Below are 12593 nucleotides of genomic sequence, written 5' to 3'. Positions count from 1 at the left end.
CTTATCAGCAGACAAGAGGGCGGATGACGTTAGACGGACAGAATGCCAATCGCCGTGACGACGGTCAGGATGGCTGCCAGACCGTAGAACACCCATTTGCCAGCCGGCACATGGATTTTCAGGTCATGCATCGCGTGGTGCATACGGTGTAAGCCACACCACAGCGGCAGGACAATCATCAGGAACAGGAAAGCACGGCCGATAAAGCTCTGAGCAAACGCCAGAACACGCTCATAGCTCAGGGCATCGCCCGGGAACAGACCCAGCGGCAGCAGAATCCCCACCAGCAGAACCATCACTGGCGCGATAATCGCACCCCACATACCGCCTGCGCCAAACAGACCCCAGAATACGGGTTCGTCAGAACGTTTTGGATTTGGATTAATCATCCCGGACTCCTTACCAGAACAGGGCAACAAACAGTATGACTACGGTCGCCACCACAGTAACCGCCCAGAGACCTTTGATGATCGGCTCTGGCCCCATTTTTTCGTCTTTTACGATGATGTTGGCGGCTTTCGGCGCCAGCTCAAACCAGGTTTTGGTGTGCAGCAGTGCTGCCGCCAGGGCGATCACGTTGAGGATCACCACCACCGGGTTTTGCAGAAAACCGACGAAGCCCGCCCAGGATTCGACACCATGCTTCAGTGCGAACAGGCCAAAAATCAGCTCAATGCTGAACCAGACTGCCGGAACGGCTGTGCCTTCGCGCAGCATGTAAAAGCGATAAAACGGCAATTTTTTCCACCAGGTGGACGTCATCGGCCGCACATAGGGTTTGCGTTTAGTCGTCATGTTGCACTCCTTAGCGTGGTTTCAGGGTAGCGATAAGAAAGTCTTTCGAGCTTTCTACTTTACCCTGCTGAATGGCAGCCGCCGGATCGACGTGCTTCGGACAAACTTCGGAGCAGTAGCCCACGAAAGTACAGGTCCATACGCCGTTCGGGCTGTTCAACTGTGCCATACGCTCCTTCTTACCGTGGTCGCGGCTATCTTCGTTGTAACGATGCGCCAGGGTAATTGCAGCCGGTCCGATGAACTCAGGGTTCAGGCCGAACTGCGGACATGCGGCATAGCACAGACCACAGTTGATGCAACCAGAGAACTGGTGATACTTCGCCATCTGCGCCGGGCTCTGGATATTTGGTCCCTGATCCGGCGTACGCGGGTTACCGATGATGTACGGCTTAATTGCTTCCAGACTTTCGATAAAGTGCGTCATATCGACGACCAGATCGCGCTCAATCGGGAAGTTACCCAGCGCTTCCACCTTAATACCGTTGGTGTAATCACGCAGGAAGGTTTTGCACGCCAGTTTCGGCACGTTGTTGACCATCATGCCGCAGGAGCCGCAGATCGCCATACGGCAGGACCAGCGATAGCTGAGGTCTGGCGCCAGGTTATCTTTGATGTAGCCCAGCGCATCCAGCAGTGACGTGGTTTCATCATAAGGCACTTCATAGAAAGCACTGTGCGGCGCGGTGTCGGTCTCAGGGTTATAACGCACCACCTCAACTTTCAGGTTTTTCATCTCAGCCATTAGCCTTCTCCTTCTTATCGGCTGCTTCCGCTTCGCCACCGTAAACACGTTTTGCCGGCGGCAGCGTGGTGATTTTCACGTCGCTATAGTCGAGGCGAGTCGTGCCATCAGCATCGCGGAAGGCGAGAGTATGTTTGAGGAAGTTGACGTCGTCACGTTCGGTGCAACCTTCGTCCAGACGTTGGTGTGCGCCGCGTGATTCCTTACGCGCCAGCGCGGAATGCGCCATACACTCAGCGACGTTCAGGCCGTGACCCAGCTCGATGGTGTACAGCAGATCGGTATTGAATACGCTGGAGGTGTCAGTGATGCGAACGCGCTTGAAGCGCTCCTGCAGTTCGGCCAGCTTATCCACGGTTTTCTGCATGAGTTCCGGTGTACGGTAAATACCGCAACCTTCTTCCATCGAAAGCCCCATTTCGTCGCGGATCTTCGACCAGTTCTCGTTACCTTCCTGGTTGACCAGGTCTTTCAGACGTTGTTCAACGCCGGCAACCTGTGCGTCAAGGGCGGCGTCGTTAGCAGTGCCCGCTGTCGCTGCACGCTCCATCGCCTGCTCGCCTGCCAGACGGCCAAAGACCACCAGCTCAGCCAGAGAGTTAGAGCCCAGACGGTTCGCGCCGTGCAGACCCACAGAAGAACATTCGCCGACGGCAAACAGACCTTTGATGCGGGTTTCGCAGTTCTGATCGGTTTCGATACCGCCCATGGTGTAGTGCGCGGTCGGACGCACCGGAATCGGTTCTTTCACTGGATCGACGCCCACGTAGGCTTTCGCCAGTTCACAGATGAACGGCAGACGTTCCAGCAGTTTCTTCTCGCCCAGATGACGCAGGTCGAGATGTACAACATCGCCACGCGGCGTGGAGATGGTGTTGCCTTTACGCCATTCGTGCCAGAAAGCCTGAGAAACTTTGTCGCGCGGACCGAGTTCCATATATTTGTTTTTCGGCTCGCCCAGCGGAGTTTCCGGACCCATGCCGTAATCCTGCAGATAACGGTAGCCGTTTTTGTTGACCAGAATACCGCCTTCACCACGGCAGCCTTCCGTCATCAGGATACCGGAACCCGGCAGACCGGTCGGGTGATACTGAACAAACTCCATGTCACGCAGCGGAACGCCGTGGCTCAGTGCCATGCCCATGCCGTCACCGGTCACGATGCCGCCATTGGTGTTATAACGATACACACGGCCTGCGCCGCCAGTCGCCATCACTACCGCGTTAGCACGGATTTGGACCAGCGTGCCTTCCATCATGTTCATCGCTACCAGGCCGCGAGCATGACCATCATCGACCAGGATATCGAGGACGAAGTGTTCGTCAAAGCGTTGGATCTGCGGGAACTGCAGAGAAGTCTGGAACAGGGTATGCAGCATATGGAAGCCGGTTTTATCCGCAGCAAACCAGGTACGCTCAATCTTCATCCCGCCGAAGCGACGAACGTTGACGCTGCCGTCTTCGCGACGACTCCACGGGCAGCCCCATTGTTCCAGTTGGGTCATTTCGGTAGGACAGTGGTGGACAAAATAATCCACGACATCCTGTTCACACAGCCAGTCTCCGCCCGCTACCGTATCGTGAAAATGGTAGTCGAAGCTGTCATGATCCTGGGCGACAGCAGCTGAGCCCCCTTCAGCAGCCACGGTGTGACTGCGCATTGGGTACACTTTTGAAATCAGTGCGATTTTTGCATTAGGATTTGCCTGCGCTGCGGCAATTGCAGCGCGTAATCCCGCGCCACCGGCGCCTATAATGGCAAGATCGGCTTGAAAGGTTTGCACGACATTCCTCCAGATTATTGTAATTTCGCCACCACATATTTCGGGTAAAACCCCTGAAACAGGTGGGGTGCGAATGCGTTTCCACTGCTCCTTTATAGGTACAACAGTATAGTCTCTGCGATGAGTGGGAAATTTGACGTGTTCGATTTTTTTAGCGTGTCAGAGGCCGGAATTATCAGTGATCTTGATTAATTTAATTACTAAACCATCGCTTTACGGTTTTTTAACTCTTCAGCCGTGTCGGAGTATTCCTGAGCAAAATTTGTTTCATTGCCGCGTTACGAGTAGACTTCGTGCCCTTGTCTTAAACTGGAGAAAGAACCATGAGCGAAACGGCAACCTGGCAGCCGAGCGCGTCCATACCTAACCTGTTAAAACGCGCGGCAATTATGACGGAAATTCGTCGTTTCTTTGCCGATCGCGGCGTGCTGGAGGTTGAGACGCCCTGCATGAGCCAGGCGACGGTCACAGACATTCATCTGTTCCCGTTCGAAACGCGTTTCGTCGGCCCCGGTCACTCTCAAGGGATGAACCTCTATTTAATGACCAGCCCGGAATATCACATGAAGCGTCTGCTGGTGGCAGGGTGTGGTCCGGTCTTTCAGCTGTGCCGTAGCTTCCGTAATGAAGAGATGGGGCGTCATCACAACCCAGAATTCACTATGCTCGAGTGGTATCGTCCCCATTACGACATGTACCGGTTGATGAACGAAGTGGATGATTTGCTGCAGCAGGTGCTGGAATGCCCGGCGGCGGAGAGCCTCTCTTATCAGCAAGCGTTCCAGCGTCATCTGGAGATTGATCCGCTGTCTGCGGATAAAACGCAGCTGCGTGAAGTTGCTGCAAAGCTGGATTTAAGCAACATTGCTGATACGGAAGAAGATCGCGATACCTTACTGCAACTGCTGTTTGCGATGGGCGTTGAACCGCACATTGGTAAAGAGAAACCGACGTTTGTGTATCACTTCCCGGCAAGCCAGGCATCACTGGCGCAGATCAGTACGGAAGATCACCGTGTGGCAGAGCGTTTTGAGGTCTACTACAAAGGAATTGAACTGGCGAATGGTTTCCATGAGTTGACGGATGCGCGTGAACAGCAGCAACGTTTTGAACAGGATAACCGTAAGCGTGCCGCGCGCGGACTGCCGCAGCAGCCGATCGATAATAATCTGATTGAGGCGTTGAAAGTTGGCATGCCGGACTGTTCTGGCGTCGCACTGGGTGTGGATCGTCTGGTGATGCTGGCGCTGGGCGCAGAAAGCCTCGCGGAAGTGATCGCGTTTACTGTTGATCGCGCATAACTTGTTCAATCAAAAAAGCAAAGCGGCGTGTTTTTTCTCGCCGCTTTAAAGAATGCTTTTCAGTTAATATTTAACGCCCATATTTTATTTTTGTAACTTCTACCTTAAGGTTTCAACGTTAAGTCGCTGTAGATGGTTAGTATGAACGACTTCATCATATATTTATTTTACACAAGATATTTATTTAATCATTAGATGGACATTAATTGCAGAAGCTATATTGTTCTTTATATATAACGCGCTGTGTGAATATATAAACAGCATTATATATTTTCTTGTGTTTATAGATGGCTTGAATATCTTATTGTAATAAGATTGTGTTAGGCTGACATGCGTTTTTATAATTGTGATGTCTATCCCATCCTGAGTAGTTACGAAAGAGCTATTGTCTTTTCAATAGTGAGGTCTATCATAGGGTTGTTATCGTGATCAGTTCGCCTCCTTTTTGTGATATTGATGAATATGGTTTCCCTCATTGGAATGGTTGGGATTGTTTCCGTTGGTATGCGTTGCCTACTAATTGGCATTTTATGACAGGAAAAGCATATCTTTGGTATTACAAAACAGCCTGGTTAGTATATCATCGAATAAAAATTAAACAATATACTTATGAAGCGCGAATACCTGAATTACTCCTTGCGGGTGTTGCGGTTGCTGAAGTAGGGGGAACTCCGGAGAGATTCAAAGGTGTTGGCGTTCTGCAATTCAGACAAGCAATTGAAGAGATCCTGGGAAAGAACAACAATGAGTTGTCCAATGCAACATCTGTTGGTTCTATCGCGATCCAGATAGGCGTCGCTGCCAGAACAATCGGTATTCACCCAAACACGCTTTCGCATTTTCAGCAATTTAGGTTATCACAATGCTTACTCGATGACAGTTTTAACATTCGTGTTGTAGCATTCCATTTACATGACCTTATTCTCTATGATAATCCAGATACTGATACTCTTCACCTGACTGATGAGCAAATTATATTAGCGGGGTCCAGATATAATCGCGGACTTATACGGGCCAAAGAAGATATTATTCTCTCGATTAGAAAATCACCGGGCTCTGCAGAACGTGAATATAGTGAATATGGCCGACGAATTATAGAAAAGAAAGATATTCTACAAAAGATTTTGCGAGGAAATTAAATGAACTGGAAAGCTTTTGTTTTGAATTTTATAGGAGGCGTGGTTTGTATTTTATTGATAACCATGTTATCAACGCAAAGTAAGGAATGGTTTATCGATGGAAGGGGAATTAAAAACATCTGTGATGTCATGATGTATATTGAAAATGACGATATTCGCGCAGCTGGAATGATAATAACACTACCTCTCTTTATCCCTTTCCTCTATGTGATTATATGGAAAAAACATCGCAGTATTTGGCAATATTTTGTTGTGTTAACTCTGCTGAGTTTTTGGTTATGGCGTTTTATTATTCGATATCATTTATGCCTCTAAAAAGTAGAGATTGGCTGATAGAATACAACCAACCTCTGCTGATACACGTACAAACGATTTACAAACTCCCCGCCGGACGACTTCTTCTGCCGGCAGAACTGAGCGTTTTCCCTGTTTGTCGGCCATTCAAACTTTCCAGACGCATCTGGAATGGCGGGAACGGCATATCGATACCGTGCTCGCGGAAGCCTGCCAGAATCAACTGGTGGATTTCATGGCGCAGTGGCATGCGATGACCCATCTCGGCGGCATAGATACGCAGTTCGAAGATCTGAATCCCCTGTTGTAAGTCCACAAGGAAGACTTCTGGCGCCGGGTTATCGATGACTAACGAGCAGCGGTGTGCGGCGGTTAGCAGGATTTGCGTCACCTCTTCGCTGTTCACATCGGATGGGGCCGGAATGGTCAGCACCACGCGTGTCACGGAATCGGACAGCGACCAGTTGATGAACTGCTCGGTGATAAACGCTTTGTTCGGCACGATGATCTCTTTGCGGTCCCAGTCGCTGATGGTCGTCGCGCGGGTATTGATCTTCGTTACGCTGCCTGTCAGATCGCGAATGGTCACGGTGTCACCAATACGAATCGGCTTTTCAAACAGGATGATCAGGCCGGAGATAAAGTTGGCGAAAATTTCCTGCAAACCAAAGCCCAGACCGACGCCGAGTGCCGCCACCAGCCATTGCAGTTTCGCCCACTCAATCCCGATCATCGAGAAGCCCACCAGACCGCCAATTAACATCAGCAGGTACTTGGTGATGGTGGTAATGGCATAGCCGGTACCCGGCGTGAGATCGAGGTGTTGTAGCAACGCCAGCTCGAGAAGCGCAGGCAGATTACGCACCAGTTGGGTGGTGATGATAAACACCAGAATCGCGATCAGCACCGCGCCCAGCGTAATGGGTTCTAAACTTTCAACCCCTTGCACCGTCGAGGTGACGTCCCACAGCGAGATGTTTTCGAGGAAGCCGAATGCGGAGTGAATTTCCGACCACAGCACAATGACCGACAGCAGGGCGATCAGCATCAGGATGGAGCGCACCAGACGGAGCGACTGGGCGCTGATAGCATCAAGATCGACTTCGCTCTCATCAACGTCGATGGTCCCTTCCAGACTGGTTGAATGAGCCGGTTCTTCTTCACCACGGGCGCGCTGGGCCAGCATTTCCGCGCGGCGATGCTTGGCACGGTCAAAGGCCAGTCTGCGACGCTGAATCAGCATCCAGCGGCGAATGACGTGATAAATCACCAACAGCAGGAACCAGATGGCGACGGAGGTTTCCAGTCGCGCCAGCAGCGCCTGTGACGTCGCCAGATAACCCACGGCGGCAGCCAGTATCGCCACCACCGGCGCGCCTATCATCAGGTTCCACAGCATGCTGTTCACGATATTGTCGCCGCTGCCTTCTTTATCGAGATAGAGCGGAATGCCGGCTTTTTTCAGGCTCAGGGTGACCAGTGCCAGCGCGCCGCAAATCAGGATAAAGCACAGACGACCGAGCGAGCCAGAGAACTCCCGATCGTTCAGGTTATCGAACATGATGAGCGCCATGATTAGCGGTACGATAAGCCCGATACTCATCAGGTAATAACGCATCGCACGCGACACGCGTTCGCGCGGCCAGCCAAAGTGGGCGATAAACAGGCCATTGGGCCGGGCAAATGTCGCGCAAATCATCACGACCCACAGCAGCGGCACCGTCGCCGTGACGCCATCGCCTATCGCGACGGCAAGCGGATAAGGCCAGGCCTCGCGCAGTCCGTATCCCAGCGTCATCCACAGTACTGGCAGCGGCGAGGCCACCAGTATCGACCAGAACACGGTACGCAGCGTCAGCCAGAAGTGATCCTGCGTCACCTTGCCCACTCGGGCGGCAGAACGCTCCAGAAAACGGGTAAAGTGGCGACGCGAGTAAATGCTGAACCCGACCAGAATCAACGCGCCAAACAGTGGCAGCAGGGTATCTCTGCTGGTCAGCATCATCACGCTGGCCTGACCTAACTGGCTGAAGGTGTCGAGTGAGATCAGCCGACGCAGATCCTGCACGATATCTATTGGCCAGGAAAATGACATTGGGCGAACGTCTGAGGTCCAGAACAGATAGCGGTGGGTCGCTTCGTTCACCTCTTTCAACGCATCTTCAAGCTGGCTATTGGAGACCTTCAGCTTGGTCAGTTCGAGGATCAGCGTGTCGCCGCCCTGTAACAGCGAATTCAGCAGTTCACGTTGGGTGCGCAGTTGCGCCTCAAGAATACGGTTTTGTTCAGCGGTGAGCGGCTGCCCGTCCGCCTGATGGAGCTGGCGCAACTGAGGCTGCTTATTGAGCTGATCTTCATAGCGCAGACGCTGGACGCGCAGTTGCGCCATTTCAGTATCCAACTGCTGGGGTTTGGGCATTTCCGGCAGACGTGCCACCTGGGCGCGTAACGCTTCACCCAACAGGTTAGACGAGCCTAACCATTGCGACTGTTCACGCAACGTCGTCAACGCCTGACGTACCTGCTGAGTCTGGCTGGCGGCCTGACGTTGCTGAGAGGCGACGAGATCCATGCGCTGCGCCTGCTGATTCAGCGCGGCTGACAGTTCCCGGTTCACTTTGAACTGGGCGACAATATCCGGCGGTAAATCAGCGCTGTTCTCCGCCAGTAACTCGGTACTTTCCAGCGCCCGTTCGGCTTCACGCTGGCGCTGGCTGTTGAGCTGATTGCGCAGCGCCTGTAAATACGCATCCAGTTGCTGGCTCTGTTTTTCCGCCAGTTCCGAGCGCATACGCGCCAGTTCCTGACGGTTGTTGGCCGACAACTGCGCCAGCTCCAGCTCATCAACCAGCGCTTTCAGGCGAGCGGATTCAGCCTGCATGCTGAAATTTTGCGCCTGGTTGAGCGGGGTGTTGCCGGTGGCGCTGCCAATACGGCGTTCAATTTCGTTGAGCTGTCGGCGGGCATCGGTTTGCTGCTGAGGCAGTTGGCTTAATGAGTCGGCAATCTCACGGGCGCGTTCCTGCTCCTGCTGGGCCTGACGGCTTTTTTCCAGCAACTGGCTACTGACCTGGAGAATTTCCTGATTCAGCGCATCAGTCGTCATGCCCGGCGATACGCTGCGGGGTTCATCGCGCAGATTGGTTAACTGCGCGCGCAGGCTGGCGGACATTTTCGGGAAATTATCGATAACCTGCTGATATTGCTGTGCGCGTTCGAGAGAACCTTTACGTTCCTCGAGCGCGTTCAACGCAGACTGAAGGGCTTCAACAACATCAGGCTGAGCAGGCTTTGCGGATATCGCCTGCTCCAGTTCCTGAGTGATTTGTTTGGCGTCGGGGGCGGTTGCAGCGTACGCCCCCTGGCTGAGGCACCAGGCCATCAGAAACGCGATAATCAGGCGCACAGCAACGTCCTTCTACTATTAGGTTTCGTCTTTCTTATCGTCGACCAGCGGACTGGCGTCGTGTTCAGCTTTGATCTCTTCATCTGGCAGTGGTGCAGGCTCGGCGTCGACTGGCGCAACGAATGTCTCTGTGGAGATCGCCAGCGGCTGACCAATTTTGGTCACAGAGAGGCTCTCAAGCTGCTCGACCAGATTCACTTTACCTGGCGCAAACAGGTTGATCACCGTGGAGCCCAGTTTAAAGCGACCCATTTCCTGACCCTTCAGCAGCGCCACGGAGCCTTCGCTTTCTCCGGCAGGCCAGGTCCAGCGTTTGATCACGCCCTCGCGCGGCGGCGTGATGGTTCCCGCCCAGACGGTTTCGATACTGCCAACAATCGTAGCACCGACCAGAATTTGCGCCATTGGGCCAAACTCCGTATCGAACAGGCAGATAACACGCTCATTACGGGCAAACAGGTTTGGAACGTTCTGGGCCGTCAGATGATTAACCGAGAACAGATCGCCCGGAACATAAATCATCTCACGCAGAATGCCGTTACATGGCATGTGCACGCGGTGGTAATCACGCGGTGACAGATAGGTGGTCACAAACGACCCGTTACGGAAAAGATCCGCCATCAGGTAGTTACCAGCCAGCAGGGCTTCCAGGCTGTAGTTGTGGCCTTTGGCCTGCAGGATCTTATCTTCTTCGATAGCGCCTAACTGGCTGATGACACCGTCAGCCGGCATGACCAGTACGTTCGGATCGGTATTCAACGGGCGAACGTCGTCACGCAGTGGGCGGACAAAGAAATCATTGAATGAGCGGTAGCTGGCGGTATCTGGCTTCTGCGCTTCTTTCATATCGACCTTGTAGTACTTCACGAACAGATCGATAACCAGCTTAGTCAGCCATCCCGCTCGTTTGCTCGCGCCCCAGCCCGCCAGGCGAGTGAGCCATAGTTTCGGCAGAATGTATTGTAGCGAAAGTTTAAATGAGTTTAACAAGGTAGCCTCCAGGCTATTGTTTTATCGTTCCTGACCCGGCGTTGATGCCGGATCCTGAAAAAGGGGGACGATTCTAGCGATGCTTAGCTTAGTTGTCAGTCATCGGTATCAGAAAAGTTTTTACGCGTTTTTACCTGCGACATGCTTTCGAGAATACGGTGATAATTTTCGAAACGGGTTTCCGCAATTTTCCCGTCCTCTACGGCGGCACGAATGGCGCAGCCTGGGTCAGTGTCGTGCTTACAGTCACGATATTTGCACAGCCCCAGATAGTCATGAAATTCGACAAAGCCATGGGTGATTTGTTCCGGCTCCAGGTGCCACAGGCCGAATTCACGCACGCCAGGGGAATCGATGACGTCGCCGCCATGTGGGAAGTGGTAGAGGCGGGCCGCGGTGGTAGTGTGCTGCCCCAGACCGGAGTTGTCAGAGACATCGTTGGTGAGAATGGCTTCCTGCAGACCGAGCAATGCGTTGAGCAGGCTGGATTTCCCAACGCCGGACTGACCGGCAAAGATGCTGATGCGCCCGGTCAGCGCTTCTTCCAGCGGTTTCAGACCATCCTGAGTGTGGCTGGAGACCATCAGCACGCGATAACCGATATGACGATAGATATCCATCTGCTCATTCACAAACGCCATGCTTTCGTCATCCAGCAGATCGATTTTGTTGAGCACGATGATCGGCTCAACCTGCAATGTCTCACAGGCCACCAGATACCTGTCGATAATATTGAGTGACAGCTCCGGTAAAATCGCGGAGACAATGACAATCTGGTCGATATTGGCGGCAATGGGTTTTACGCCATCGTAGAAGTCCGGGCGCGTCAATACCGAGGTACGTTCATGCACCGCCTCGACGATGCCTTTGACGTTGACCCCTTCCGCAGCCGCTTTGCCGGGACGCCAGACCACACGGTCGCCGGTCACTAGCGAGCGTATCGTCCGGCGAATGTTGCAGCGGTGAATTTCACCGTCGGCAGATTCGACGTCGGCATGCATGCCAAAACGGCTAATGACGATCCCTTCAGCGGTCTCGCCAAACAGGTTGTCATCGTAGTCTGGCTTCTCCTTAGACGTTTTAAGACGACGCTGGTGATTAGCGTTCACGCGGCGCTGTTGGCCTTTGGAGAGTTTATTTTTACTCAATCGTACTGGCTCCTGGTCGCCCATGTTGGGCAAAACATCTATGATACACACAATTCTAGTTGAGAGTAGTCACACAGAATGTGACGTATGAGGGGTGGAAAATAGCATGAGTGCCAATGAAAACAACTTGATTTGGATTGATCTGGAGATGACCGGTCTGGATCCCGAGCGCGATCGCATAATTGAAATCGCCACACTGGTCACCGATGCCAACCTGAATATTCTGGCTGAAGGGCCAACGATTGCTGTTCATCAGTCTGATGAACAGCTGGCGCTGATGGATGACTGGAACGTGCGTACCCATACCGGGAGCGGGCTGGTGGAGCGAGTGAAGGCGAGCACAATGGGTGAACGTGAAGCAGAACTGGCGACGATTGAATTTTTGCAAGCGTGGGTGCCAGCGGGTAAGTCGCCAATCTGCGGGAACAGCATCGGACAGGATCGCCGTTTTTTGTTTAAGTACATGCCAGAACTGGAAGCGTATTTCCATTACCGCTACCTGGATGTCAGCACGCTGAAAGAGCTGGCTCGTCGCTGGAAACCCGAAATTCTGGACGGTTTGAGCAAGGAAGGAACGCACAAGGCGATGGATGATATCCGCGAGTCGGTGGCGGAACTGGCTTACTATCGTGAGAATTTTATTAAGCTTTAAAAGGTGGCTATGCCGGGTGGCGGCTTTACCTTACCCGGCCTACAGTTTACATCCGGGAAGCTTGCGTATACCGAAGATTGCCGCTAAATTACTCGCTTTGCTGATAAAATCGTCACTCAAACAAAATTCACAAAAAATTGCGTTTGAAGGGGTTGCAGGAGAAAGGATTTCTCGTATAATGCGCCTCCCGTAACGACAGAGAATTATGCGTTACGGCAGCAACAAATTTTAATCAAAGCATTTCATGTTGCAGCAAGGCAACCAACACAGCAGCAACATGAAAGACGAAGATTAAGCGGGAATAGCTCAGTTGGTAGAGCACGACCTTGCCAAGGTCGGG

The 12593-nt window shown here is 52.6% G+C and carries 11 protein-coding genes; 4 read left to right on the top strand and 7 right to left on the bottom strand.

Annotated features, from left to right (window positions below):
• Nucleotides 1-29: 29 nt before the first annotated feature.
• From frdD to frdA, 4 genes are read right to left on the bottom strand one after another with little or no spacing between them, the layout of a single operon-like run.
• Complete coding sequence (gene frdD, locus AOY24_RS20655; RefSeq protein WP_042999169.1) at nucleotides 30-389, bottom strand: fumarate reductase subunit FrdD; 360 nt, start codon at nucleotides 387-389, stop codon at nucleotides 30-32.
• Between the two features lie 10 nt (nucleotides 390-399).
• Nucleotides 400-795 carry a fumarate reductase subunit FrdC gene (frdC, locus tag AOY24_RS20650; RefSeq protein ID WP_042321376.1) on the bottom strand — a complete coding sequence of 132 codons (396 nt, stop codon included), beginning with the start codon at nucleotides 793-795 and terminating at the stop codon, nucleotides 400-402.
• A 10-nt stretch (nucleotides 796-805) separates the two neighbouring features.
• On the bottom strand, nucleotides 806-1540 hold the full coding sequence (frdB, locus tag AOY24_RS20645; RefSeq protein WP_042999170.1) for a fumarate reductase iron-sulfur protein: 735 nt from the start codon (nucleotides 1538-1540) through the stop codon (nucleotides 806-808).
• Nucleotides 1533-3323, bottom strand: a complete 1791-nt coding sequence (gene frdA, locus AOY24_RS20640; RefSeq protein WP_042999171.1) for a fumarate reductase (quinol) flavoprotein subunit — start codon at nucleotides 3321-3323, stop codon at nucleotides 1533-1535. Before frdA ends, frdB begins: the two co-directional genes overlap by 8 nt.
• Before the next feature lie 323 nt (nucleotides 3324-3646).
• Between frdA and epmA the strand changes: the two genes are divergently transcribed.
• The 3 genes from epmA (at nucleotide 3647) to AOY24_RS20625 (ending at nucleotide 6078) form a co-directional block, all read left to right on the top strand.
• Entirely contained in the window at nucleotides 3647-4624 is a 978-nt protein-coding gene (gene epmA / locus AOY24_RS20635) for an elongation factor P--(R)-beta-lysine ligase (RefSeq protein ID WP_054177263.1), read from the top strand.
• 428 nt (nucleotides 4625-5052) lie between these two features.
• Nucleotides 5053-5763 (top strand): hypothetical protein, encoded by a 711-nt coding sequence (locus AOY24_RS20630; protein WP_054177273.1) that lies wholly within the window; start codon nucleotides 5053-5055, stop codon nucleotides 5761-5763.
• Nucleotides 5764-6078: a YjeO family protein gene (locus tag AOY24_RS20625; RefSeq protein WP_046401395.1), complete on the top strand. Its 315-nt coding sequence runs from the start codon at nucleotides 5764-5766 to the stop codon at nucleotides 6076-6078. It abuts the gene before it with no gap.
• 58 nt (nucleotides 6079-6136) lie between these two features.
• On the opposite strand, the gene mscM is transcribed toward AOY24_RS20625, so the two are convergent.
• The 3 genes from mscM to rsgA form a co-directional block, all read right to left on the bottom strand.
• Complete coding sequence (gene mscM / locus AOY24_RS20620; RefSeq protein WP_054177262.1) at nucleotides 6137-9463, bottom strand: miniconductance mechanosensitive channel MscM; 3327 nt, start codon at nucleotides 9461-9463, stop codon at nucleotides 6137-6139.
• Nucleotides 9464-9481: 18 nt separating this feature from the next.
• Complete coding sequence (gene asd / locus AOY24_RS20615) at nucleotides 9482-10453, bottom strand: archaetidylserine decarboxylase (RefSeq protein WP_042999175.1); 972 nt, start codon at nucleotides 10451-10453, stop codon at nucleotides 9482-9484.
• A 95-nt stretch (nucleotides 10454-10548) separates the two neighbouring features.
• Complete coding sequence (gene rsgA, locus AOY24_RS20610; RefSeq protein WP_044327158.1) at nucleotides 10549-11601, bottom strand: small ribosomal subunit biogenesis GTPase RsgA; 1053 nt, start codon at nucleotides 11599-11601, stop codon at nucleotides 10549-10551.
• Nucleotides 11602-11707: 106 nt separating this feature from the next.
• Here rsgA and orn point away from each other — a divergent pair, with 106 nt between their 5' ends.
• Nucleotides 11708-12253, top strand: coding sequence for an oligoribonuclease (gene orn, locus AOY24_RS20605; RefSeq protein WP_042999177.1), 546 nt, complete (start codon nucleotides 11708-11710; stop codon nucleotides 12251-12253).
• The last annotated feature ends 340 nt before the right edge of the window (nucleotides 12254-12593 follow it).

The organism is Citrobacter sp. CtB7.12, assembly GCF_001297795.1.
GTDB lineage: Bacteria > Pseudomonadota > Gammaproteobacteria > Enterobacterales > Enterobacteriaceae > Citrobacter_A > Citrobacter_A amalonaticus.
Note: the sequence above shows the minus strand (reverse complement) of the source record. Positions and strands in the feature narration are given on the sequence as shown.